The sequence below is a fragment of the Okeania sp. SIO1H4 genome (assembly GCF_010672695.1).
GTDB classification, from domain to species: domain Bacteria; phylum Cyanobacteriota; class Cyanobacteriia; order Cyanobacteriales; family Microcoleaceae; genus Okeania; species Okeania hirsuta.
This window is the reverse complement of sequence record NZ_JAAHGB010000007.1, coordinates 286,973-312,675: the sequence shown is the minus strand read 5'-3', so window position 1 is coordinate 312,675 and position 25,703 is coordinate 286,973. Positions and strand designations below refer to the sequence as shown.

Annotated in this window: 24 protein-coding genes, 1 tRNA gene and 1 pseudogene; 9 read left to right on the top strand and 17 right to left on the bottom strand. The window is 37.6% G+C overall.

Annotated features, from left to right (window positions below):
• Positions 1-52: 52 nt before the first annotated feature.
• From rpsQ to rplC, 10 genes are all read right to left on the bottom strand, one after another.
• Entirely contained in the window at positions 53-301 is a 249-nt protein-coding gene (gene rpsQ / locus F6K06_RS08725; protein WP_124145123.1) for a 30S ribosomal protein S17, read from the bottom strand.
• A 114-nt stretch (positions 302-415) separates the two neighbouring features.
• Entirely contained in the window at positions 416-694 is a 279-nt protein-coding gene (gene rpmC, locus F6K06_RS08720; RefSeq protein ID WP_124145124.1) for a 50S ribosomal protein L29, read from the bottom strand.
• Positions 695-1,111, bottom strand: a complete 417-nt coding sequence (rplP, locus tag F6K06_RS08715; protein ID WP_124145125.1) for a 50S ribosomal protein L16 — start codon at positions 1,109-1,111, stop codon at positions 695-697.
• A gap of 177 nt (positions 1,112-1,288) precedes the next feature.
• Entirely contained in the window at positions 1,289-2,017 is a 729-nt protein-coding gene (gene rpsC / locus F6K06_RS08710) for a 30S ribosomal protein S3 (protein WP_124145126.1), read from the bottom strand.
• Positions 2,018-2,068: 51 nt separating this feature from the next.
• Entirely contained in the window at positions 2,069-2,425 is a 357-nt protein-coding gene (gene rplV, locus F6K06_RS08705; protein ID WP_124145127.1) for a 50S ribosomal protein L22, read from the bottom strand.
• Positions 2,426-2,462: 37 nt separating this feature from the next.
• Complete coding sequence (gene rpsS, locus F6K06_RS08700; RefSeq protein WP_124145128.1) at positions 2,463-2,738, bottom strand: 30S ribosomal protein S19; 276 nt, start codon at positions 2,736-2,738, stop codon at positions 2,463-2,465.
• Between the two features lie 220 nt (positions 2,739-2,958).
• Positions 2,959-3,822 carry a 50S ribosomal protein L2 gene (gene rplB, locus F6K06_RS08695; RefSeq protein ID WP_124145129.1) on the bottom strand — a complete coding sequence of 288 codons (864 nt, stop codon included), beginning with the start codon at positions 3,820-3,822 and terminating at the stop codon, positions 2,959-2,961.
• Between the two features lie 64 nt (positions 3,823-3,886).
• Positions 3,887-4,198, bottom strand: a complete 312-nt coding sequence (locus tag F6K06_RS08690) for a 50S ribosomal protein L23 (RefSeq protein ID WP_124145130.1) — start codon at positions 4,196-4,198, stop codon at positions 3,887-3,889.
• The gene (gene rplD / locus F6K06_RS08685; RefSeq protein WP_124145131.1) at positions 4,182-4,820 is read right to left on the bottom strand and encodes a 50S ribosomal protein L4; all 639 of its coding nucleotides are present in this window, start codon (positions 4,818-4,820) and stop codon (positions 4,182-4,184) included. The genes F6K06_RS08690 and rplD overlap by 17 nt, the downstream gene beginning before the upstream one ends.
• Before the next feature lie 22 nt (positions 4,821-4,842).
• Positions 4,843-5,526 (bottom strand): 50S ribosomal protein L3, encoded by a 684-nt coding sequence (rplC, locus tag F6K06_RS08680; RefSeq protein ID WP_124145132.1) that lies wholly within the window; start codon positions 5,524-5,526, stop codon positions 4,843-4,845.
• 1,150 nt (positions 5,527-6,676) lie between these two features.
• Here rplC and F6K06_RS08675 point away from each other — a divergent pair.
• The 3 genes from F6K06_RS08675 to F6K06_RS08665 all read left to right on the top strand — a co-directional run bounded on the left by F6K06_RS08675 (position 6,677) and on the right by F6K06_RS08665 (position 10,445).
• The gene (locus F6K06_RS08675) at positions 6,677-7,153 is read left to right on the top strand and encodes an NAD(P)H-quinone oxidoreductase subunit N (protein ID WP_287241285.1); all 477 of its coding nucleotides are present in this window, start codon (positions 6,677-6,679) and stop codon (positions 7,151-7,153) included.
• Positions 7,154-7,225: 72 nt separating this feature from the next.
• Entirely contained in the window at positions 7,226-8,449 is a 1,224-nt protein-coding gene (gene ldpA / locus F6K06_RS08670; RefSeq protein WP_124145134.1) for a circadian clock protein LdpA, read from the top strand.
• Positions 8,450-8,672: 223 nt separating this feature from the next.
• A complete protein-coding gene (locus tag F6K06_RS08665; RefSeq protein ID WP_287241284.1) occupies positions 8,673-10,445 on the top strand; it encodes a R3H domain-containing nucleic acid-binding protein in 1,773 nt (590 codons plus the stop codon).
• 166 nt (positions 10,446-10,611) lie between these two features.
• Here F6K06_RS08665 and F6K06_RS08660 read toward each other — a convergent pair whose 3' ends face one another.
• A complete protein-coding gene (locus F6K06_RS08660) occupies positions 10,612-10,770 on the bottom strand; it encodes a hypothetical protein (RefSeq protein ID WP_287241282.1) in 159 nt (52 codons plus the stop codon).
• 300 nt (positions 10,771-11,070) lie between these two features.
• Between F6K06_RS08660 and F6K06_RS08655 the strand changes: the two genes are divergently transcribed.
• Together F6K06_RS08655 and F6K06_RS08650 are read left to right on the top strand one after the other, a co-directional pair.
• A tRNA-Gln gene (locus tag F6K06_RS08655) sits at positions 11,071-11,142 on the top strand.
• A gap of 1,882 nt (positions 11,143-13,024) precedes the next feature.
• Positions 13,025-14,272 carry a J domain-containing protein gene (locus tag F6K06_RS08650; protein WP_124145136.1) on the top strand — a complete coding sequence of 416 codons (1,248 nt, stop codon included), beginning with the start codon at positions 13,025-13,027 and terminating at the stop codon, positions 14,270-14,272.
• 406 nt (positions 14,273-14,678) lie between these two features.
• On the opposite strand, the pseudogene F6K06_RS34530 reads toward F6K06_RS08650, so the two are convergent.
• Together F6K06_RS34530 and pyk are read right to left on the bottom strand one after the other, a co-directional pair.
• Positions 14,679-14,804 (bottom strand): annotated as a pseudogene (locus tag F6K06_RS34530) (transposase); the annotation flags it as partial.
• 651 nt (positions 14,805-15,455) lie between these two features.
• Positions 15,456-17,219: a pyruvate kinase gene (pyk, locus tag F6K06_RS08640; RefSeq protein ID WP_124145137.1), complete on the bottom strand. Its 1,764-nt coding sequence runs from the start codon at positions 17,217-17,219 to the stop codon at positions 15,456-15,458.
• Positions 17,220-17,720: 501 nt separating this feature from the next.
• Here pyk and crtR point away from each other — a divergent pair.
• From crtR to F6K06_RS08625, 3 genes are all read left to right on the top strand, one after another.
• The gene (gene crtR, locus F6K06_RS08635; RefSeq protein WP_124145141.1) at positions 17,721-18,632 is read left to right on the top strand and encodes a beta-carotene hydroxylase; all 912 of its coding nucleotides are present in this window, start codon (positions 17,721-17,723) and stop codon (positions 18,630-18,632) included.
• 574 nt (positions 18,633-19,206) lie between these two features.
• Positions 19,207-19,548: an SDR family NAD(P)-dependent oxidoreductase gene (locus F6K06_RS08630; RefSeq protein ID WP_275670380.1), complete on the top strand. Its 342-nt coding sequence runs from the start codon at positions 19,207-19,209 to the stop codon at positions 19,546-19,548.
• A 92-nt stretch (positions 19,549-19,640) separates the two neighbouring features.
• Positions 19,641-19,772 carry an SDR family oxidoreductase gene (locus tag F6K06_RS08625; RefSeq protein WP_161564538.1) on the top strand — a complete coding sequence of 44 codons (132 nt, stop codon included), beginning with the start codon at positions 19,641-19,643 and terminating at the stop codon, positions 19,770-19,772.
• Positions 19,773-20,956: 1,184 nt separating this feature from the next.
• Here the strand turns inward: F6K06_RS08625 and F6K06_RS08620 are convergent.
• From F6K06_RS08620 to map, 3 genes are all read right to left on the bottom strand, one after another.
• Positions 20,957-21,559, bottom strand: a complete 603-nt coding sequence (locus F6K06_RS08620) for a hypothetical protein (protein WP_124145138.1) — start codon at positions 21,557-21,559, stop codon at positions 20,957-20,959.
• Between the two features lie 130 nt (positions 21,560-21,689).
• Positions 21,690-23,366 (bottom strand): CHAT domain-containing protein, encoded by a 1,677-nt coding sequence (locus F6K06_RS08615; RefSeq protein ID WP_124145139.1) that lies wholly within the window; start codon positions 23,364-23,366, stop codon positions 21,690-21,692.
• A gap of 136 nt (positions 23,367-23,502) precedes the next feature.
• Complete coding sequence (gene map, locus F6K06_RS08610) at positions 23,503-24,264, bottom strand: type I methionyl aminopeptidase (protein WP_375339385.1); 762 nt, start codon at positions 24,262-24,264, stop codon at positions 23,503-23,505.
• A 279-nt stretch (positions 24,265-24,543) separates the two neighbouring features.
• Between map and F6K06_RS08605 the strand changes: the two genes are divergently transcribed.
• Entirely contained in the window at positions 24,544-24,741 is a 198-nt protein-coding gene (locus tag F6K06_RS08605) for a CopG family transcriptional regulator (RefSeq protein WP_124146476.1), read from the top strand.
• Between the two features lie 269 nt (positions 24,742-25,010).
• Here the strand turns inward: F6K06_RS08605 and F6K06_RS08600 are convergent, their stop codons facing one another.
• On the bottom strand, positions 25,011-25,475 hold the full coding sequence (locus F6K06_RS08600) for an HAD domain-containing protein (protein WP_124146475.1): 465 nt from the start codon (positions 25,473-25,475) through the stop codon (positions 25,011-25,013).
• Positions 25,476-25,703: the final 228 nt, after the last annotated feature.

The window sequence follows — 25,703 nt, the reverse complement described above, 5'->3', positions numbered from 1 at the left end:
GTTAATTGATTTGTTAATTTTAATAGTTTTATTCGACCAATAAAACCAACCATTAACTAATCTTGGAATTTAGGATTTCAGCAAGTTGCCAACGTTTAGTACGACTCATGGGACGAGTTTCTGTAATCCGAACGCGATCGCCTTCGTTACATTTATTTTCTTCGTCGTGAACTTTATATTTTTTAGTTTTCACGACTGTTTTGCCGTACTTCGGGTGAGCAGACCTGTTTTCGATCGCCACCACTATTGTTTTGTCCATTTTGTTGCTGACAACTACACCTACTCTTTCTTTAGCTGCCATAATTTTCCTTGTTTTATGAGTAATAAAGTGTTCTTTAATTTTCCCGATAAATACTTGTAAAATGTCAACAATTAATAATTTACTAATTGCAACACATATTAAGTTTTTAATTTTTTATTCTGGACTATCTGCTGTTTCAACAGATGTACTTGAAACTGATGCTGCTACTTCTTGAGTAGAAGCTTCTGCTTCTTTAACTAATTCTCGTTCTCTTTCTATTGTTAACAATTGAGCCAGTCGATGACGATTGTATTTAAACAGGTGAGGTTTTTCCAACCTTCCGGTAGCTTTTAACATTCGTAAATCGAACAATTCTCGCTTAACTTTTACTATCTCAGCGACAAGTTCTTCATCACTCAAATTCCTAACTTCTTCTACTTTAGGAAAAGGCATCTAGAAATCTCCCTCGCGTGTAATAAACTTAGTCTTAATTGGTAACTTAAATGATGCTAAACGCATAGCTTCGCGGGCGATGTCTTCTGCAACTCCACCTAACTCAAACATTATGCGTCCTGGTTTAACTACTGCTACCCAATATTCTGGGGCCCCTTTACCGGAACCCATACGGGTTTCTGCGGCTCGCATTGTCACGGGTTTATCTGGAAATATACGAATCCAAATTTTCCCACCCCTACGGATATAACGAGTCATCGCACGACGGGAAGCTTCTATTTGACGGGAAGTAATCCAAGAAGGTTCTAATGCTTGGAGAGCAAATTCACCGAAGGCAATACTATTGCCACTATTTGCATTACCTCTCATTCGTCCGCGTTGCTGTTTACGGAATTTTGTTCTTTTAGGACTTAACATAGTCTACTATTTACTGCTTAATTTAGTATTTTCCTAGAAAGTCAGTTAAATGCTTTGAAGTTATTTATCAAAATAATTGGCTCTAAAACCCCGCCTGGAAATGGCGAAATGTTTTTGGATTATTGCTCGCGCATCCCCGTTACAAAAACAACTTCTGACTTCTGACTTCTAACTTCATTAACCTTCGTTAGACCTGTCTTCATATTGCTGACGACGTTTTTGTTGTCTACGTTTTGGTTGATTTACTTGAGCATTTCCCATATCTTCTTGACCAGGAATAATTTCTCCTTTGAAGATCCAAATCTTGATTCCCAGGATGCCATAAATTGTTTTAGCAGTACAGTAAGCATAATCAATGTCAGCTCTCAATGTATGCAATGGCACACTACCTTCTCTTGTCACCTCGGTACGAGCAATTTCTGCTCCATTGACTCTTCCACTTACCTGCACTTTTATGCCTTCTACACCAGCTTTTTGAGCCCTAGTTATAGCTTGACGTACAACTCTACGAAAAGAAACCCTTTTCTCTAGTTGTTGAGCAATGTATTCACCAATAAGCATGGCATCAGTGTCTACTTTTGTCACTTCAACAACATTGATTCTGATTTGACGGTTGCTACCCAAAAGTTGTTGTAAACCTACTCTCAAAGACTCAATACCTGCACCACCTCTACCAACCACTACACCTGGTCTAGCGGTGCTAACTTCTAAGTCTATCTGGTCTGCTTTTCGCTCAATTCTGATTTGAGAGATGCCTGCATTTGCCAAAGTTTGCTTGACATATTTACGAATTTTGTGGTCTTCTTCCAACAGTTCTGGGTAGTTTTTAGCATCAGCGTACCAACGAGAGCGATGCTCTTGGGTTACGCCTAATCTAAAACCAATTGGATGTATTTTTTGTCCCATTACTTCTATACTTAAATTAATGTCTTGTAATCGTTCAAATTCCTTTCTTTACTAATCAACTACAGGAGCTACTGCAACTGTAATGTGACAAGTAGGTTTACGAATTCTGTAAGCACGACCTTGAGCGCGGGGTCGGTAGCGTGGCAAACAAGGCCCTTGATCGGCAAAAGCTTTGGATACAACTAAAGTTTCTGGATCTATTCCTTTATTATGCTCGGCATTCGCTGCTGCTGAACGCAATGCTTTTCGCACTGGGTCGCAGGAACGATATGGCATAAATTCAAGTATAATCAACGCTTTCCGGTAAGATATCCCACGAATTTGGTCAAGTACGCGTCGCACTTTAAAGGGAGACATTCGGATGTAACGTGCTACTGCTTTTACTTCTTCACTGGTATCTACAGGCATACCTTTCTCCAATTATCAATTTCAACGAGTTTTCTATTTATCTTTTAGATTTTCTATCTGAGCCGTGACCTCGATATGTCCTAGTCGGTGCAAATTCCCCTAATTTATGGCCTACCATCTGATCGGAGATGAACACCGGGACGTGTTGACGTCCGTTATGTACTGCGATCGTATGACCTACCATATCTGGGATAATAGTTGAAGCTCTTGACCAAGTTTTAATTACTTGTTTTTGATTTTTCTCGTTTAAATCTTCTATTTTTTTCAATAGATGATCTGCGATGAATGGTCCTTTTTTTAATGATCGAGCCATAATTTAATTTATGATTGATTTAATACAATTCCAGTTAGAGCTGTTATGCCGTTTCACTGAAGTCAGAATTGCTCAAGTTGATGAACTATATTAGATTTATCAAAATAATTGAGTCGCGCAACCCCGCTTTTTAAGGCAAAATGTTTTTTGGGAATTGCTCAGATCCCCGTTACAAAAACAACTTCTGACTTAGTTAACGCTCATCAACCAGATACTGATTTTAGCTTTGCCGTCCACCTTTACCTCGTTTAGAGGATTTACGACGACGTTGTACGATTAAAGCATCACTCCGTTTTCTCTTCTTACGAGTTTTCAGACCTAATGCTGGCTTACCCCAAGGAGTAACTGGTCCGCTTCTACCGACTGGTGCCCGGCCTTCACCACCACCATGAGGGTGATCGACTGGGTTCATCACACTACCTCTAACTGTTGGTCTCTTTCCTTTCCAGCGATTGCGACCTGCTTTTCCTAAGCTAATATTTCGATGATCGATGTTGCCTACTTGACCAATACTGGCGTAGCAACTTGCTCTGACTTTACGCCGTTCGCCAGAAGGGAGTTTGATTGTTACATATTCGCCTTCTTTTGCTACCAATTGAGCAGCGGCACCAGCAGCACGGACTATTTGTCCTCCTTTACCTGGAACAAGTTCCACATTATGAACATCTGTACCCAGAGGAATTTGACTCAGAGGTAATGCGTTGCCAATTTCTATTGGAGCGTTTATGCCAGAAATAATGGATGCACCAACTTTTAATCCTACAGGATGAAGGATATAACGTTTTTCTCCATCTTGATAATGTAGTAGTGCTATTCTGGCGTTCCGGTTCGGATCGTATTCTACTGATGCTACTTTGGCCGGAATATTATGTTTGTTACGACGGAAGTCAATAACACGATATAGTTTCTTGCTACCTCCGCCTCGGTGACGACAGGTAATTACACCACGGTTATTACGACCCTTTCGTCTATGCTTGTTTTTTACCAGAGATTTTTCTGGTGTTGAGGTAGTTATCTCAGCAAAGTCTGATACGCTATGTTCTCGGGTACTTGGTGTATAGGGTCGATAGGAACGAATACCCATAATTAATTTTCTATGCCACTTGAGATTTTACAGATTTAAAGATTTTAAATTGAGTTGAGTTTTTTTAGAGGTCTGGGAATAGAACTTTTCTAATTGGTTCTCCATCTTCTAAGCTGACAATAGCTCTTTTATATCTAGGTTTGAAGCCTTGAAATTTACCTACTCTTTTCTTTTTTCTTGGTAAATTTAGGGTATTCATACCTGTTACTTTTACCTCAAATAGTTGTTCAATTGCTGCTTTGATCATTGGCTTTGTTGCCCTTGGATCTACATCAAATGTGTATTGATTTAGTTCCATTAATCTAGTAGCTTTTTCTGTAACAACTGGACATTTGACTATATCTACTAAGTCTCGTGAATCAACTTTTATCCCCATACATCTCCTGAATTTTCTCTATTGCTGCTGCTGTAGCTATGATTTTATCTGCTTCTAGAATATCGTAAATATTCAAGTTATTAGCTAGGGAGATTTTCAGTTTCGCAATATTACGACCTGAGAGATATACATTTTCTTGTTTCTCTTCTAATACCAGCAGAACTTTAGATTCTGGTTCTACTCCCCAACGAGCGATCGCTTCGACTAATTCTTTGGTTTTCGGTCTTGTTAATTGCTCGGAAATATTTTCGACCGCAATTAAGTCTTCTGAACGACTTTGAAAGGCGGTGCTTAGTGCTAGACGTTTTTCCTTGCGGTTCATTTTATGAGAGTAGTCTCTTGGCTTCGGCCCAAAGATTACACCACCACCACGCCATAGAGGCGAACGGATGGAACCTGCTCTTGCTCTACCTGTTCCTTTTTGTCGCCAAGGTTTACGACCTCCACCTCTGACTTCAGATCTTGTTTTTGTGCTAGCTGTTCCTTGGCGGTTATTCGCCATTTGTAGTCTTAAGGACCTGTGAACAACATGAGCTGCACTTTCTTCTTTTGCTACTCGTAAGTTGAGAGTTGCTTGTCCAACTTCTTCACCTTGCCAGTTTTTTATGACACAATCAACCATCTTTTTTTCTCAAAAATTTTTTTTATTTTTGACCTACTATTGTGGCTGGAGCAACGCTAACTAATGTGCCTGGTTTACCAGGAATGCTTCCTTTTATCAGCAATAGGTCTCTTTCTGTATCTATTCTCACTACTTTGAGTTTTCTAGTAGTGACTCGCACGTTTCCTAAATGTCCTGCCATTTTCTTACCTGGATAAACACGCCCTGGTGTTGTTCCTGGACCTGTGGAGCCTGGCAAACGATGGTTTTTGGAACCGTGAGCCATTGGTCCACGTCTAAAGTTATGACGTTTTTGATAACCAGCAAAGCCTTTACCTATACTTTTTCCTGTAACATCAACGAGTTGGCCAGCTTCAAATAGATCGACTTTTATTTGTTGACCTAGTTCAAAGTCACCTGTGTTTTCTACTCTGTATTCTCGTAGATGACGTAAGGGAATACCGCCTGATTTAACTAAATGCCCTTGTTGAGCATTAGTCAAGTATCTATTAACTTCTTTTGGTTCTTTGATATTGAGTTGACGGGTTTTATTTTTGGCTTCTCCATATCCTATTTGAATTGAAGTATAGCCGTCTGTTTGTTCGGTTTTGATTTGGGTAACTACACATGGACCTGCTTGTACTACTGTTACAGGAATTGCTGCTCCTGTTTCAGGTTCAAATACTTGTGTCATGCCTAGTTTTTTGCCAAGGATACCAACTGCCACTGTCGCTCTCCTATTTTTTTTTATCCACTACAACAATAATGTTTTTTAACTAGCTATCAGCTTAAAAATTTGTATTAGGTCTCTGTTTACGGAGCATTCCGTCAGGAAAGGCTTTTTAATTGAAATAATTTATTTTTTTTTACAGATAGTTTTATACCTAATAAATAATTAATAAATCATACTATTTACATATAATTAATTGTTTAAACTTATCCTGATATCTTAATTACAACAGTGGTTAATTTTCTGACTATTTCTTAGGAGCGATCGCCTAAGTCTATTGCTAGTAATACTTAACTTCTGTTTGATTTTATTAGGTTGACACTCTCACCGTTAAATCACGCGATTATAACGGGAAATTCTTGTTTCACAGATTCTTAACTAGATAACAAATCAAATAAACCGAATTGCACCCCCGTTAGACCATCTCCGCAAGCTTTTTATTCAACCGTGTGCCCCACGGCTATTGATTCGATTATGACGCCAAAAATGTGCGCGCATACGATTATTTTTCTGGTTGAAATTCATCTCACCGTTAAATAAGAGCGATGATAACGGCTCGAACTCTTTCAACATTTATGATAGGTTTTACTGTTTCAACCAAGTTGATTATCAACTTTGATGCTTTTTAAGATAACATCAGAATTAAAAATATTCTTAGTATTAAACCAGTAAAGTACTAGAGAAATTTTAGAACTAATACTCCCCATGACGATGAAATATCATCGTTGAATAATAACGATAATACTTATATTTACCAGCTATTATTTTTTAGCTTTTTGTCTTTAGCTCTAGTTCTTAGTTTTATGGTCGCCAGGACTTGAGTAGCTTGCTAATCAGTATCCTTTTTTTCTAGGAAGTAAAACTTATCAAAACTGACTATTTCTTGATTTTTAAAGTTGAAGTAGCTAGCTAAGTAGTTATTTATTAACCTTTGTACAACCCCCATAGGAGTTAACATAGGCCATACTTACCTAATATATCACTTTTTTTTCGGCGACAATATATAATTTTATAGTATTTACTAAGACTTGTCTAGTAGTTTAAATAATTTTTTTTCAGGTCGCTAGGAAGACAAGTATCTTTGGTTTAAACAACTATAATCCAGATATAATCACCTACAATTTAAAAATTAGGGACAAGATTGAGCATGGCACTGATTACGACTGGTCGAGGAATGATTAAGGATTTGGAGAAGTCCGGGTCTTTGGCCGTTTATGTTCCTTTGGAAGGAGGGTTTGAAGGGCGTTATCAACGTCGGTTAAGGGCTTCTGGCTATGTAAGTCACAATATTACTGCTAGAGGTCTTGGAGATTTGGCCATGTATCTGACAGGGGTGCATGGAGTCAGACCTCCTCACTTAGGTAAGAAAAGTATGGGCAATGGCCCAGCAGTTGGTTATGTTTACTATGTACCGCCAATTGTGAGCTATAAATTGGAACACTTACCACCTAAAGCTAAGGGTTTGGTTTTGTGGATTATAGAGGGTCAGATTCTATCTAGTCAAGAAATTGAGTATTTAACTGTCCTACCTAAATCAGAACCACGAGTTAAGGTGATAGTGGAAATGGGTGGCGAGCGCTTCTTTAGATGGACACCACTTCAAAATGCTTTGGTGGCTGCTTAAAGAATTTTTTGAGCTAACATTTTATCTTTGTACTTCAAATTTTTTTGAGCTAAAGGCTCTACTATATAAAGCGTGAGAGAACGCTATTCTCCCCTAATTTCGCTAAAAAAAGGCCACTGGTTTAAGTTAATCTGTGGGGCCAGCTTCCAACACCTGCCAACAGTAAGAAATTTAACATTAGCTTATACTTTGGCAGGTGCAGATTGTATTGATGTGGCTGCCGATCCGGCGGCGATCACTTCTGCTGGGCAGGCTTTACAGATTGCAAGTGGTCTCCAATCTTGGGCCAAGTCTCAGGGATTTGGCTACCAAACAGTACCATGGATAATGGTAAGTATTAATGATGGAGAAGATCCTCATTTCCGGAAAGCTGAGTTTGACCCTACTGTTTGCCCCACAGACTGCTGGCGACCTTGTGAGAAAGTTTGTCCGGCAGAGGCTATAGTTTTTTCTGAAGATAGAGATACTATCACTTCTGGTAATTCAGGGGTTATAGATGAACTTTGCTATGGTTGTGGAAGATGTTTGTCTGTATGCCCTAAGCAACTAATACAGGCTCGTTCTTATGTATCTACTCCTACTTCTATTGCATCATTAGTATTGCAGACTGGTGTAGATGCCATTGAAATTCACACCAAAGTGGGAAGAGAAAGTGATTTTCAGCGACTCTGGAAAAGCATAAAACCTTGGATAAATCAATTAAAACTAATTGCTATTAGTTGCCCTGATGGAGAAGGGCTAGTAGAATATTTACAAAGTTTGTATGAAATTATTTCTCCTCTTCCTTGCGCTCTAATCTGGCAAACTGATGGTAAACCGATGAGTGGAGATATTGGGGCAGGTAGCACAATGGCGGCGATCGCATTAAGTCAAAAGGTGCTGAATGCAAAACTACCAGGGTATGTACAGTTAGCAGGAGGCACAAATAATTTTACTGTAGCCAAGCTTGTTGCTAAAGGTTTGTTAGCATCTGAGAATAACAAACAGGGAAACTCTGCTAAAAATTTTAATACTTATATTCCGGAAAATAGATTTGTATCTGGTGTAGCTTATGGTAGCTATGCCCGCGTTTTGTTGTCACCAATTTTGGAAAAATTAGAAAAAATGCACAAATCACAGCTGCAGGCAATTGAATTTGCCTACGGTACAACTAGCTTTCATGCCAAAGAACTCACTAATGATTCCCAGCTAACAAAGCTGGAAGTTTTACCGGAACTTCTTTGGGAAGCTGTCAATTTAGCTAACTCTCTGGTTTCTCAAATTAAAAAATCGGATCTCAGTCAAATGAGGAATTAGTAATGAATTTCCATAAGAGAATTTTCTTTGATACCGATATGGAAATAGAAGGCGGGTTGAAATCAGGGTAAAAACGCTTAAACTTCAGTATGTATGTGTTAAGCTCGCCCCTCAAGATTTATAATTCGGTAAGTCGCCGGACATGATATAAATCATAGTTTCAGTTTTTGCCTCAAAAGCTTTTTTCTCACCCAGTAGAATAGAAGTCACTTTTAACTAAAGTATGCAGATTACAGACGACCTTAATAGATTACTAGAAATCGTACCAGACCAAATTAGACGGCCTCTACTGCAACATCAACAGCGAAATAACCTGATCGAAATTGTGATGGATCTGGGTCGTCTCCCAGAAGCTCGTTTTCCATCCCATGCAGAATACCTGGGCGAAATTCCTATTTCTAGAAAAGACCTCAATTATTCCATAGAACGAGTTGGTGATTTTAGCAGCGATAATCGAGCAGGTATTGAGCAAACGCTACATCGGATTAGTGCTATTCGCAATCGCACGGGAGAAGTTATTGGTTTGACTTGTCGAGTGGGGCGGGCAGTTTTTGGCACAATTGGTATGATTCGCGAGTTAGTGGAAACCGGAAGGTCGATTTTGATGCTCGGTCGCCCTGGTGTAGGAAAAACAACGGCACTACGAGAAATTGCACGGGTGCTGGCTGATGATTTAGAAAAACGGGTGGTGATTATTGATAGCTCTAATGAAATTGCTGGGGATGGAGATGTTCCTCACCCTGCTATTGGTCGTGCCCGTCGGATGCAAGTTGCTCGCCCGGAACAACAGCATCAAGTGATGATTGAGGCGGTGGAAAATCATATGCCAGAGGTGATTGTGATTGATGAGATTGGTACGGAATTGGAGGCTCTGGCAGCGAGAACTATTGCGGAGCGTGGCGTACAGTTAGTGGGGACTGCTCATGGTAATCAGATGGAAAATTTGGTAAAAAATCCGACTCTCTCCGATTTAATTGGGGGTATTCAGGCTGTAACTTTGGGTGATGATGAAGCACGACGTCGGGGTTCTCAAAAAACTGTTCTGGAACGTAAAGCACCGCCAACTTTTGAAATTGCTGTGGAAATGTTGGAAAGACAACGTTGGGTGGTTCACGAGCAGGTGGCTGATACTGTTGATGCTTTGCTGCGGGGGCAGAAACCTAATCCACAAGTGAGGACTGTGGATGAGAATGGTGAGGTGAAGATAACACGAGAGTATAATAGTACTCCAAGATTGGGTGGGGGTGTTAATCAGAATGCGGGATCGCTATTGGGACAGTCAGGGGGAATGTTGACTTCTCGTGGTGGTTTTCGTGATTCTGGTTATATTATGCCATTGCCTAATACAGGTCAAGTTAATCGATCAGTAGAGGTTTCTGAGTCTAAGTCTTTTGAAGAATTATTGGATGAGTCTTTCTCGGGAAATGGGATGTTTTCTAATGTAAACTCAGGGCGTTGGGAAACTCAGGCGACGGGTCCGAATGGTGAGGATTTGCCTTTGCATATTTATCCTTATGCAATTCCACGTCATCAAATGGAACAGGTGATTAGTACTTTGGGTTTGCCTGTGGTTTTGACTAAGGATATTGATAGTGCGGATGTGGTGTTGGCTTTGCGAACGCACACCCGGAAACAGTCTAAGTTACGGCATATTGCTAAGGCTCGTCATGTACCTATTCATGTGATTAAAAATAGTGGTTTGCCTCAAATTGCTAAGGCACTGCGACGGTTATTGGATATGGAAGATCCTAGCACTCCTGAATTTGCTGACTTGAATTTGTTTGCTGCTTCAGCTTCAGAAGATGATATGGAGGCTTTGGAGGAAGCAAGGTTAGCAGTGGAGCAAATTGTGATTCCAAAGGGGCAACCTGTGGAACTTTTGCCACGGTCTCCAAAGGTGCGGAAGATGCAGCATGAACTTGTGGAGCATTATCGCTTGAAGTCTTCTAGTTTTGGAGATGAGCCTAACCGACGTCTGCGCATTTATCCAGCGTAAGGGAGTGTAATTAAGGTTCAAAAGTCCGGCTTGTAGTTGAGTTTTAGCCCTAAGACAAGTATTCAAATAGCTAAAGCAAAACTATAGACTGGCTCGTAGCTTGTAGCAATTTAGGGACGTTGCATGCAACGTCCCTACGAGGTTGGATAAAGATTGTTTATTACAGTTATTTAATGATATCATGTCCGTTTATATCGTTTGTGTAAACCCAAGGGTGAATATCTACAGGAAATGATGGTTTTTTCTTGCGAGGGTAGCCTTCTTCCCTCTTCCCTCTTTCTTCTTCCTTCTTCCTTCTTCCTTCTTCCTTACCTTTGCTATACAAGACCGATGCTACCGGACATGATATGAGACATGATATAATACAGATAAATATGGTATGATAAAAGGTTAAGCTAATCCGTTTAATTCAGTATAAAAAAATGTTCCATCTTCAACCATTACCAAATATTTCTTGATCGCCCCACACTCCCCACACTCCCGACCATAAGAATCTAATTACACCGATGGTACCGGATTTGATATGAGGCCCATAAATCCTCAAAATTCAAAATTTCAAGATTATTCAAAAAAATACTTGACAAATCCCTGGATATAAGTGTTATTATATTAACTGTTGACGAATTGGGGCGTCGCCAAGCGGTAAGGCAGCTGGTTTTGGTCCAGCCATTCGGAGGTTCGAATCCTTCCGCCCCAGTAAGAAAACTAAAATCAAAATAATTAAGCTTAATAGTCGTCCATATATAATATTACTAAACTAGGGTTACATTTGCTTTTTTTTATCATAAAATAAAATTTTAGTCCTATATAGCAGTCGAAGGAAAGGGAGCGGACGTATCAAAAGCTTAAAACTCAGACAACGCCAGATTTTTCCTTTTTCTGTTAAAGAGATAAAGGTATTTTAAAGGCTATCATTAAGGTTGAAAGAGATCGACCCGTTATCATCGCACTTATTTAACTTATTTAACGGTGAGAGTGTCAATGGTTTGTTTGAGTCTGCTTACACTTAATCAAGACTTACGCATTTTTCCCTTCAAGCCACTATATATACCATAGTGCTATAGTTTTTATCTACTATATATAGTGCCTTTGCGTAAGTCCTGTTGATATTAAAGCACTTTTTAAGATAGTAATGTACAGTAGACATCTCCGATAATTAATCTCAAACCCTTGTAATACCAATTTAATAAATGTTTGCTACAAATAGTTAGGCTATTTCTTAGGAGTCAACCCACCCCTAACCCCTCCCAGGAGGCAGGGTTCTCGATAGACACGGGGACACGGAGACACACCAGACATGGGGATGGAGTCTTTTAAGCGGTGTTGAACCAAATATTTTCTCAGAGCTTAAAGACGCTTATTAGCTGAAAAATCGGCAAATTTTGGCAAATTTCACTGTTCCACTATCTCCATTATTCTCGTTCTCCTTAAATCGTTAATCTACAATACTTTGAAACAGCCCTGATCCCAGGAGGGGAACTCAGTCAGACCGAGTCACAGGGGAATTACTTCAATACCAGTTTTTAGGTTGTAAATTCTCTTTTTTGTCAAAGAGACATTTCCTACAAAATCTTTTGATCGCACTTACAGCGGTTTTGATTTCAGTAGAACACAGTGGGGGCGAATGGCCATTCGCCCCTACAGAGTGTTGGTTATGACGATGTGGTTTATCAATCTGAAAAGCGCTGTATTATTCGTAACATTCTTTTTTCACGGTTGGTATAATGCCTGAGCAAAAACTTAGTTTCCACCAGGTATCTAGTTTAATCTTCATCCCTATTCCCTATTGCTCCAAAATTATGTACCTCATCAATTGAAAAACTGCTTTAACATTCAATCTCTTCAGTATTTTTATTTACTCTATTCCATAGATGTTCAAAATTAACTGAAACTTGCTAGAGAAAGAACGGTCATTTCAGTTATCACTTAGCCTCCTCCGGAGGAACTGCTGGTTTCAGCGATCGCTACCTCTGCAATAAAAAGGTTTGACATCAGGAATATTTTATCCCTTTAACAAGGGAGGTTTTAGAGCACAATTTTTCCGTAAAAATACAATATATCTGAGTAGTATATCTAGGAGTTATTATATTAATTAGATATAAGTAGAACATGGTAAATTTTGGGATATATGTATCAAATTGTCAATTAGCTCTAAAGTTTATCTTTATTGCCTTTAGGGGTTTTTCGATTAAAAATGCAACGTCTTTTTTTTGCTCCTGCTCTACTTAGTATTTTTTCTCTTCCTGATTACGATCATTTTTCAAAACTTGAGAAATTATTATATACAACCTTTAATATGTGTTGTTATTATCGAATCCGATTATACAGTATATTTTTCTAATTATATCCACACTTAAATATTAAATCGGACTACCTTCCCACTTTCCTATCTCTCCCAACTATATAATAAGTATTCAACCGGATTTGTTATTAATGCTCATCGATCGATATAAAGTTAAAAATTCAATATATAAATTCTTGCAAATTGATAAATATCTTGTTTCCAATAAGCATTGAAATACTTTATGATATAATCAACAATAATTGCCTAAAATAGTGCTTTGGGAAACTAGGGTTAGATGGAAAAAGAGTGTAACTATTATGAAGTTCTAGGAGTATCAAAAAATGCTTCTACAGAACAGATTAAAAAAGCTTATCATAGCCTAGCACGTCAGTATCATCCTGATGTAAATCCAGGGGATATAAATGCAGCAGAAAAATTCAAAGAAATCAACTCAATGTATGAAATTCTTTCTGACCCATTGAAGCGATCGCAATACGATCAAACGGTAGGGGAAGCCAAAGAACTATATAAACAAGGAGTTGCAAAAAGTCAGCTTGGAGATTATCAAGGTGCAATAGCAGATTACACAAAAGCACTGGAAATTAATCCTAATTGGGCAGAAGTTTTATATCATAGAGGATTCGCTAATTATAAACTGCAAGATTATCGGAGTGCCGATCTTGATTATACAAAGGCATTATTTTTAGACCCATACTTAGTAGAAGTTTATTATTATCGGGGTCTATGTCGTATGAAATTAAGATACATTCAAGCTGGTATGGAAGACTATAGTAAAGCACTAGAAATAAATCCGAATTTTGCTCACGTTTATTATCAACGTGGTTTAGTTTATCTAGAGTTGCAAGAACATCGTCCGGCAATAATAGATTTCAGAAAAGCTGCTCAACTTTTTGCAGACCAAGGTGATAAAGCTAATTCTCAAAGAGCGCTAGAAGCTATTAAAAGTTTAGACCATTTTTCATGGTTAGAAATACTAGAAATATTTCAGACAACTATTCAGGATGCTTGGATAGCAGTAAAGATTTTTATTCCTAATCCCATAGGAGGTTTATTAGCAGCTTTTACTCAGTTAGAACAAAAAAGAGCATTTAACGTTGCAGTTTTATTTGGCATAATATTTGAATTTTGCTTTGTAGTAGGAACTAATCTAATTTTACAGAGATTAGATAAAGCAAATCATACAGAATTTTTATTATTAATAATTATCGGTATTATTCCCTTTGTAAATTTGACAGTTACAAGTGGTTTTGCCAGACTTATTTTCAAAGCTGATGGTAGTTTAACAGGAGATTTATTTACAGCAGGTGCATCCCTATTACCTCTAGGTTTCATGGTACTACTTAGCGGAGTTTTCAATAACTGGGTAATTAGTATTATTTTAGTTATTTTTGCCCTTTGTTATACAATTTTAACTATGTATAGTGGTTGTCAAAAAATTGCCAATATTTCTGAAGAAAAATCAGCTATAACAGTACCTATTATGTTGCTCCTGACTGGGTTGCCATTTGCTTTAATTCACTAAGCATATTTTTCGGGACTTGTATGTATAACATAAGGAAGAAGGAAGAAAGCATTTAGTTATCTAGGAGAGAAGGAAAAATCTTGCGTTATCTGAGTTTTAAGCTTTTGATATATCCTAACTTTTCCTTCGACTACCATTAAGTGCAGAGTCTATAAATCTGCACCCACTGACAATTATTCAGTGTTATACCAAACGTGATCAATATTTGCTACAAATAACTAGGTTATTTCTTAGGAGTCAGGAGCACCGAGTCACCGAGTCAGAATGAATAGCTTTGATACCATTTATTAGTCGGAATTTATCTTTTTAGCTGACCCGCCAATTGATATCACACCATAATTTTAATTTGGTGTGATATCAATTGGCGGTAAATTAGTGGGACTCGATGTCCCACTAATTTACAATATTATTCTGGGGTTTTCTGGTTTTCAATGTACTTTTTCAAAGTGGAAATTGTTACCCCACTGCCAGAAGCAATCAAATAGGAACCATTCCAGAGAACATCTTTCCAGTAAATAGCGTTAAAATGTTGCTGAAAATTCTTTTCTTAATCGTCGGCTTGTAACTGTTTTAACGTTATTAACTAGCTTGCTTAACATAACGTTGGGATCATACTAAAACTTTTAGGTGAACGTGGTTTTCTTCATTGGTGTTATATCATGTGCCTCCTCCTGGGGAACTACGCTATCGGTTGAATACTTATAAATAACCGTTGTGAGTTCTCAGAAGTCAGAAGTTAGGAGGGAGGAAAGGAGGAAAGAAAGAGGAAAGAAACGAGAAAAGTAAAGATAATTTCAGTATTTCTTAGGTACTGTCAGTTCTTACATTTTATTTATAACTGACCCGTCCGAACATAATATTATTCATCATAACTGGTACAAAAATATACCGATACTGAAAAAAGTTCCTAGGCATCGTGACTTTAGCAGGACTTACGCAGTACAACTATATATGGTATATAATCTCAGCATTTTTCTGGATTTCTCACTGCAATTAGTGCCGTTGCGTAAGTCCTGTTTAGATCAAACAAAAATAAAACAGTGATCGCTCTGACCTGAATTCTTACATCGAATATTTATATCATGTCCGGTTGAATATTTATAAATAACTGACAACAGGAAACACAGAAGTAAAATTTACAATTTGTCTTAGCTTATGACTATTCATTCACCTTTAATATGAACTATTTTCGAGTAGCTCCTGAGTATATCGTACCTCTGTGAGCATCCAAAGTCAAAATCGTGCCATCGCGAACCACACTGGTAGCATTCTTCACCCCCACAATAACTGGTAGTCCCAAACGTAAACCAATAATTGCTGCATGACTGGTAATACTATCCTCTTCTGTTACTACTCCTGCAGCTTTTTGCATTACCTCCACAAATTCAGCATCTGTATGATTAACTACCAAAATTTCTCCAGGGTTAAAATCTCGGACTTCTTTTGCACTATGAGCAACACGAGCGCGACCACTAACATATCCCTGACCAATACCAGTACCTTGACCTAACACTGCAGTCACCACCTCAACCTTAACCAGGTCTGTTGAACCTGCCACACCTTGAATTGTACCCGCAGTCATTACCACTAAATCTCCATCAAATAATAACTCCTTCTCCTGAGCAACACTGATTGCAGATTGAAAAGTCTGACCAGCAGAAGCTAAGTCTAACACCAATAATGGCTTTATTCCCCAAACAAGTTGTAACTGTCTAGCAACATCTACATGAGGAGTCACTGCCAGAATAGGAGTTTTTGGTCGAAACTTAGAAACATTTCGCGCTGTTGCACCTGTTTTAGTCAGAGTCATAATAGCTGCAGCATCTATCTGTTCTGCAATTTGACCCACCGCTTGGCTAATTGCATTAGGAATTGAATGACCTGTATCATTCATACTAGAAACGTTGCAAGTGATAATTTCCTGCTCAATGCGTTTGGCGATCGTTGCCATTGTTGCCACCGCTTCCACAGGATAATTACCTACCGCTGTCTCATTAGATAACATTACTGCATCCGTACCATCAATAATTGCATTTGCCACATCAGAAATTTCAGCACGGGTTGCACGGGGGTTATTCGCCATACTATCTAACATTTGAGTAGCAGTAATTACCGGAATTCCCATTCGATTAGATGTTGAGATCAGTCGCTTTTGCAAAAGTGGCACTTCTTCTGCTGGTAACTCCACACCTAAGTCACCACGAGCAACCATTACCCCATTACACAAAGCCAAAATTTCTTCCATTTGTTCGATCGCTTCGTGTTTTTCGATTTTTGCCACCACAGGAACCTTTTTTCCCGCATTAGCAATTAATTGTTTAATCTCTAAGACATCCTGGGGGTTACGCACAAAACTTAATGCTACCCAGTCTACTCCTTGGTCAAGACCAAACATTAAGTCTTTTCGGTCTTTATCTGTCAGTGCTTTAATTGAGAGATAAACCCCAGGAAAATTCACACCTTTATTATTGGAAAGAGGACCACCAACTACAACCCGACAATGTAATTGCTTCTGTACTTTGTCTACTTTTTCCACCAACATTTCTACTTTGCCATCATCAAGAAGAATTTTTGCTCCTTCTGGCACTTCATCTGCTAAGAGTTCATAAGTTACAGAAGACATTTCTTGAGTTCCAGGCATTAAGTTACTGGTCAAAATAAATGGATCGCCCCGTTTTAGAGATATTGAACCATTTTCAAATTTTCCTAGTCTAATTTTTGGTCCCTGAAGGTCTTGCAAGATGGCTACAGGTTGATTTAGTTCAAAAGAAGTTTGTCTAATTAATCGAATGCTGCGTTGGTGATCTTCATGGGTTCCATGAGAAAAGTTAAGTCGTAGGGTTGTTGCACCAGCTTTGATTAACTCCCGAAGTACATCAGGCTTAGTAGTAGATGGGCCAATAGTTGCTACAATTTTAGTTCGGCGTAAGCCATTTTGCAGTTGCATAATTTCAAAGTTTTAACAGTAATAGGTTAAGAGTGGTATCTTGGATTTTTAATTATTTCTGAATAGTAATTACGCTATATATAATAATGTTAATGTTGAAAAAACAAATGATATTTATTTATTTAATAATTAAAGTTAAAGAACGTTGATTAATTCTGGGACAAAGTTACAATAGTGCCTACATTTATTTATGACTATACTACTGGGCGAGATTGATATCTTAGACTACCATACTCAAAGGATGTCAATGCAACTATTAATAATTACTTTTTACTCTTAAAATTATTTAATTAGCAACAATCTGTATTTTTTATAATTTAAGTTTTAGGATCGGGGTCTAATTTATGGGGATCGCGATTAACTTTATTTAATTTCTCCTATAACCAAAGATTCTAATTATTTTGTTTATATTAATAATATTTCATATATCTTTACAAAATTTTGCCTATATCGTATTGTAATAAAAAAAGTCTCAATCAATATAGAGGAGTGCAAATTAAAATGTTGGAGGCAGGGCTGCAAACGACAGTCCCAAGAGAGTTATTAAGCCCGTCTGGAGGCTTAAATACTAACTTACTCATGTTTTTGAGTGCTATAGGAATAATAATTTCCTCAACCTGCGGTTACTGGTACTGGCACTTTCCTGGCTGGTGCTGCTTCTTGATGAATGTTCTAGCCTTACATATGGCAGGAACAGTAATTCACGATGCTTCCCATAATTCAGCCCATAAGAATCGCTTAGTTAATGCTATTTTAGGTCACGGCAGCGCCTTGATGTTAGGTTTTGCTTTCCCAGTATTTACAAGAGTACACCTACAGCATCATGCCCATGTTAACGACCCAGAAAATGACCCAGATCATTTTGTTTCTACTGGTGGCCCCTTATGGCTAATTGCAGCCCGTTTTTTCTACCATGAAATCTTCTTTTTTAAAAGACGACTTTGGCGGAAATTTGAACTATGGGAATGGTTTTTTAGCCGTTTAGTAGTGTTCACAATGATAGGTGTGTCCATATATTTTGGGTTTCTGGATTATATTTTAAATTATTGGTTTTCTCCTGCTTTAGTTGTTGGTTTAGCTCTAGGGTTATTTTTTGATTATTTACCTCATCGTCCTTTCCAGGAACGCGATCGCTGGCACAATGCTAGAGTTTATCCAAGTGGCTTACTCAATATTCTGATTTGTGGACAGAATTACCATTTAATTCATCATTTATGGCCTTCTATACCTTGGTATAATTACAAACCTGCTTATGAAGTTATGAAGCCACTTTTAGATGTTAAGGGTTCTCCTCAATCTTTAGGATTATTGCAAGGAAAAAATTTTTGGAGCTTTCTGTATGATGTTTTTTTAGGAATTAGGTTTCATAAGCACCAGCATTCTCAACCCCAGGAAAAGGGGAAATTAACATGAGAAAAAATTGAGTATCATCAATAATTTTTTGAGCTAATCAAATAATATTTGTGTTAGTTAATATGATTAATTTTTCCGATATTTCTTTCCTTTGTTCTAGTAGCAGATAATTTTTTTGAACTCCAGAATTTTTTTTTGTTTCATTAGTCTCAATTAGTTTTATGTATTGATGGCTTCCAAATTACCGATATTCATGGAAGCCAATCATCAAGAATAAAGAAAAATTTGACACTGAACTAGATAATTTTTTAAATACATATTTAAGAAGGATGCCATAGCACTACCAATTTTTTGCTCGGCATTCAGCTACTAGAAGAATAATTTTGACTTTGATAAAATTATTCTATTTTTCAATGTTATTTTACATTACGGTCATAAACAACAAGCAGCAGAAGCGATCGCCACTCAAATTGGTTAAGATAAATGTTATTTATTAAAAGCAGACTTAGTGGAAAAAAATGTTGCTGTGAAATTATCGCTTTAAGCGATTACCTGGCAAGGTCGTATTGATCTTCTGGTGAATAATGCTGGAATTTTTGTTGCTACTAGCGTAGATGATGAAATAGACATTTGAATTAATGCTTGGCAACAAACTTTGCAAGTAAATTTAGTTGCAGTTGCCGATCTATGTCGAGAAGCAATTCGTCATTTTCAAACTCGTGACGGTGGCACTATTATTAATATTGCTAGTCGAGCTGCTTTTCGTGGAGACGACCCCCAACATATTCACTATGCAGCTTCTAAAGGTGGGGTGATTTCGCTAACTCGTACTATTGCCCGTGGTTTTGTCAAGTCTAATATTTTAGCTTATGCTGTTGCACCTGGGTTTGTGCGTACTGAGAGGTTATTTGTAAATAATTATGAAGTGTTTTTACCCCTGGCAAATTGGGTATTTCAGCCTATAAATCTGGGATAAATAACCAAGTTGTTACAGTTTAAAGGTCAATCATTTTATATTACAAAATTTTACAAACAGTCTCTGAGAGAGTAGAAAGTTATCATCAATAGGTGGGAGAAGATTTTGCTACCCGCGATATTCCTTTGGGTCAGTTGGCAACACCAGAAGACGTTGCTAACGTTGTCGCTTTTTTAGCATCTGGTTTAGCACCTATACTACAGAAGCAACTATTGATATTATAGCAATGTGCGCTCAGGTATTTACAATGTCCAGCTCAAAGTGCAGTAAGCGAACAGGTGTACAAAAAATAATGTGTAAATATGCCAGCGCACATTGCTATAATGGCGCTTCTTATGTACGGTGACATTTTGAATATTTTAGGATTGCTATATTACATTATATCCGGTTGAATAGTTGGGAGGAAGAGTCAGGAGTCACGAGTCAGGAGGAAGCGGGGAAGCAAGGAATATGAGAAGAAAGTTATTGTTTGCGTAAGCACAATGGAGTTTGATCGTACGATTAATTACTTATAATAAAGTTTTTGTTTGTAGTTGGACTTTAGTCCTAATACTAAGTATTGTAAGGGCTAAAACCCAACTAGGAAGCCCTATTATAACTGTTATACCGTAAGCATAGCTCCCCCGAAGGGGGCACATGATATAAATAATTACCCGGACTTGATATTATCGACTCACCCGGAGATCAAATTACAAACATTAAAATTACAAACATATTCAGAAAAAGGGGTTGCACATTATGGAATTATATTGCCAAAAATTAGTTTAGATTATGAATAAAAAAAACCATTAATTAATAGAGTTGTCGCTAAATAGAGGGAAAAAATCGCTCCAACCTAGACAGAGCAATAATTTCAAGGCCTTTTTAGCTACCAATAGCTACAATCCTTATATAACAAGGTTTTTGGGGGTTTTTGAAGTTATAAAGCGACAAGTCTAATAATTCTAGCAATTCTCAAATTCAAAATCCAATTCAATCAAAAATCTAAAATCATTCGTCACTGTGCAATGCCCAGAAAAAAGTCTAGCAGTTCTCAGTTCAGTTACTCGTCAGTAAATATTGATCATTAAAAAACTAAAAACCGCTATTTCTTAATTAATATACTTGTCGCTTGATAACTTAAAAAATCCCCAAAAACCTTGTTATGTAAGAATTCTAGATATTAGGAAATTAAAAAACTTAGAATGATTGCTCTGTCTAGGTTGGAGCGATTTTTTCCCTTTATTTAGCGACTACTCTAATATACTTGTCGCTTGATAACTTAAAAAATCCCCAAAAACCTTGTTCTATAAGGATTGTAGCTATTGGAGGCTAAAATTACTTGGAATGATTGCTCTGTCTAGGTTGGAGCGATTTTTTTCCCTATATTTAGCGACAACTCTAATATATTAAATTGGGTAGATAAAAATTAATTATTAGCTTTCTCTATAGCATAGAGCGCGATCGCTAAACTCAATCGTGCTTGTTCAACTTCTGACAAATCATACCAAGAAGTTGATTGGATTGTTGCCAAAGTATTTTCTACTGCATCATCATGACTACCACGCATAGAATAAGCTAGGGGACGCGCCATTACTTCCAAATCTTCCAAATCCCAACCTGGTAAAACTTCGCTGACACAATGTACCAATTGGTCTGACAGAGATAGAATAGACCCTAAACTATTCACCTGATCGACAACATTAACAGCAACCTTGCCTAACTTGTTGAGTAAATTATTGGGAGCAAGACCTGAAAACTTCTCAGATAAGGAATTCTGAATATCAATCACAGAAAACAGTTGATCGGTTTGACTTAAAAATTGTTTGCAACCGGAAGTTATTTCCACATCGGTTAGTAAATCAGACAATGGTAACTCCTGCTCAAGAGAATCAAAATAAGAGTCTGATTCTGCTGTTTCTGGATTCCAAGGATAGGCAATATCATCAAGAACTATCGAATTTAATAAATCCAATTCTACTTGAGTAGAATTATTAGCAGAAAACTGAGAGCGGGAAGGCTGATTCTTCATAATTTTATCCTGAGTAAAAATAATTCATCTTCTATTAAATATAGAAGTAGGTAATTAGGAATATTGTTATTTCCTACTTAATCAGCTACAAAAGCAACCTAGCTAGTTCCGCAATTCTAACTTAGATTAACTAGCTAAAATCTTTTGTTGTTTCAATCACAAACTCAAAAGCTTGACCTTGAGAACTGCCAAATTTTACCAGTGTTCCTGATGTTATGGCAACCTCATCACGATGTATTCTTCGCCAATCACCAGACTGATAAATTAAAGTACCAAAACGAGAAATATCTTTTAAGAAATAAATGGGTTCAACCTGTTCGCTCGGAAAGCAACGAGAAAAAATTTCAGCGTGTTTTTGGGAAACCCACCGCTCAAAAATCACCACATCATTTTCCTGAGAACGTCCGACCGCGATCGTACCAGGCCAAATAGGCCAAACTTCATTATTGTTGTCTTGAGAACGTAAAAAAGCTCTAGAAGTTGAACTACTAATCCAAGTCGGAGAGTTAGTGGGTAGTTGAGTTACCAACTCATCGAAGACTTGAATTAATTGACCATTGAACTCTGGGTGCATATATAATACTGGTAAAGTCCAAGCTGGTTGATTAAATCTATAGAGAGTTAATAACTGTTGCCTAGCCACAGCTACTGCTTGATCTATCAACATTCCCTCTGTCAAACATTGCGCAAAAACTTGAATAAAACTCAAAGCTTCTCCATCGGCAATTTCATCTCGCATCCCTAAAACTGCTGGTACTCCATGATGAATTAATACTTCTGCTAGACTACTGCGTGGTATTGCCTGTACTTGACCAGAAGATATATCTGTAGCTGGTTGCGCTCCCCAACAAGCGTTGAATACTGCCAAGGTTACTCCGTTGCGAACCAGAACTTGTGCTAGCTCAGTACCATTAAGAGTAGTCTCAGGTGCTAAAAATAACCAACCGCCATCTGGGCCTGGTTTACCATGGCCAGCATAAAAAAGTACATTATAATTTTCTTTATCTAGATGGGAAATTAATTCTTCTGGAGTCGGTTGAATTAATGTATCGACATTGCAAGGAATAATAGAATTAAATCTGTGTAAATTTTGGTTTGTAATCTCGCGGGGTTTTAAAACCTCAGTTATTCGAGCTGCTTCTTCTTCTAGCTCTAATTTGGACAAAGTAGAAAATTGATGGTCTTTAGCTGAGGATGATTGTCCTTGAGGCGCATTTTCCCCCATCACCAGGAGAATATTCAAATATGGGGAAGGTGGGAGAGGAGGTAAGGAGTGAACGTCACTGGTAGTACGACTAAACAAAATTTCCCTACTTAGAGAAAAGGCAGGTAAAGAAATTCCTGGTTGCATAATTTCCCAGGGTAGGGCAATTAATTCGGGTGCGCGAATATCCAATCTTACTTGTAAGGGCAGTTCTTGGCCAATGGCAATACCTTGACTTTGATGGAGACTTTGAGCAATTTCTCCTTGAAATAGCCACTGCCACAGACTAATACCCAAATTTTGCATCAGGCGACTGGTACGATTAATTTTGACATTGGAAGCAGGGGCAGGATGAATATTTGGAGTTGATGCTAAAGCTGGTTGAGGTGTACCGATCGGAATAGCAGGTAAACTTTGGGGAGAGAATACTTCTAACCAAGCCTTCCAAGCTTGTGACAAGGTTTCTGGCCAAATTTGATCGTGGTGGACATATCCCCGTTGGAAAGGAGCCTGCATTACCCAGATGGCAAAATGATTAGCTTCTGGGATATTCAGGCGGGCGATCGCTATATTTAGGCAAGGACTTTCTGGTGGGAAAGGCATTCAATTTTTTCTAAACTATATATTAAATGTACTCAAAGAAATCTATGTTAATTTACCTATATTATTTTAGGTCTTAAGGCTTCATTCCATAATGAGACATATATTATTTATTTAGACAGAAAATTTGTTTTTTCAATTAATTTAATGTGAGAATTTCCACCCCTTCTTCTGTGACAGCGACAGTATGTTCAAATTGGGCTGAAAGTTTTTTGTCTTTGGTAATTACAGTCCAGCGATCGGCTAAGGTCTTAATATTGTGAGTTCCTTCATTGAGCATTGGTTCAACAGTAAAAACCATGCCAGGGCGTAATTTTAAACCTCGACCTCGTTGGCCATAGTGAGGAATTTGTGGCTCTGTATGAAACTGCCTACCAACTCCATGACCAACCATTTCTCGTACAACAGAAAATCCATTAGCTTTGGCATATTCCTGAATTGCTGTCCCAATATCTCCAACTCTTGCCCCTGGTTTTATTTCAGCAATCCGTAGCATCATACACTCTTCGGTTACTTTTAGCAATTTTTGAGCTGAGGCTGATGGGTTACCTACTAAAAATGTTCTGGAAGTATCACCGTGGTAGCCATCGAGAATGGGGGTAACGTCAATATTGATAATATCTCCGTCTTTGAGTATCTGTTTGGGGTTGGGAATACCATGACAAACTACTTCATTAATACTGGTACAGATAGAACCAGTAAATGGAGGATGACCGGGAGGGGTATAGCCAAGTTGGGCACTGATGGCTCCCTGTGCCTGAGTCCAATTTTCGGCTTCGTCGTTTAATTCTTGAGTGCTAACTCCTGGTTGTACTATTGGTTCAAGATGGTTGAGTAAATTGGCTGCGAGTCTCCCCACTCGGCGCATTTTTTCTAATTCTCTCGTGGAGAGCAAAATAATTCCAGATGTTTTTATAGGAGCTTAACGAAATGTTTGATTGATAATAGTTAAGTTTTTCCGATTCATGGCCAGATGTCATTTCAGTTATCAGTTATCAGTTATCAGTTATCAGTTATCAGTACCTCCTACTGAAATAGGAGGGTTGAGACCTTATTTTTTGGTCAAGATGTATTTGCCAGACTTTGCTAGCAAATTATATTATAGCGAGGCATAGCACAACACAAGTTAGTCAGTTATTTGTATGCTTAATATTAGATAAATAAGTATTAGGTGTTGAAAATGGGCGGAAAAACAGATTTAGATAGAGTTGTAGCTTATATTCCTCCAGAGTGGAAAAAAGAGTTAGAGAAATGGGCAAAAGAGGATGAACGTTCTGTGTCTTGGTTGGTAGGCAAGTTAATTGAGCGAGGTTTAGAAGAACATCGAAACCATCAAAATTCTGAGAAAGTAGTTCAACAATTAATAATTAATAATTAATAATTAATAATTACCTCTCCTTGAAAGTATATAGGATTGACTCCAAGGAAAAATCTTTCTTGTTTCTCCTTTAAAGGAGAGGTTTTAAGCCTTAATTATTCGGTAAATAATTGATGAATAAGAGTAGGATAATTGATTTAATTTTGGATTTTTGGAGATTTATAATAAACATTTCCGATAAGTTAATACGTATTTAAAATGCGTATTGGCAAGTCATAATTCAGAAGTAATATTGGTCTACTAATATGAAGCAATGTAGTTATCCTAGTTCAACTTGCTGATAATAGATAAAGTTCTAAAGCTAATGCTGCTGATGCGTCAAAGCCATTATAAGCATCAGTAATAACTATGTGAGTATCAGGGGGATAATGCTCTGGAATATCATCAATTGCTACCCATGAATATCCTAAACAATTGTTATTTCTTAAAAATTTAACTACTTCTTGATGTCGAATATATTCAAATTGATGGATAATTTCTGGGTCTAAAAAAGGTGTAAACCCAACTACTTTCTCCCTAAAGTCTGGAGAAAATAAAGACCGAACAAATTCAAAGGAAAATAATTCTCTCCATGAAGATGAGATGACAACTAATACTCCTGGATATAGTTGTACAATATCTTCAAATAGACTTAAAAAAATTGGATCAAATTGAAGATCATTTTCTTTGTATATTGGGGAATCAAAGTTTTTTTCAGGAACTAGAACGCCATCAATATCTAGAAATATCCACATCTTAGAAAAATACTCTTTGCTTAAAAATCATTACTTTTTTAGCATCTAGTGAGACTTATAAGTAGAGCAAACTAAAAAAAAGACATTGCATTTTTAATCAAAAAAACCCTAAAGGCAATCAATATAAACTTTTGAGCTAATTTACAATTTGATACATAGCGCCCAAAATTTACCATGTTCTACTTAGCAGTTTTCATTAACATAGAATACAGAGATTTTGGCTTAAAG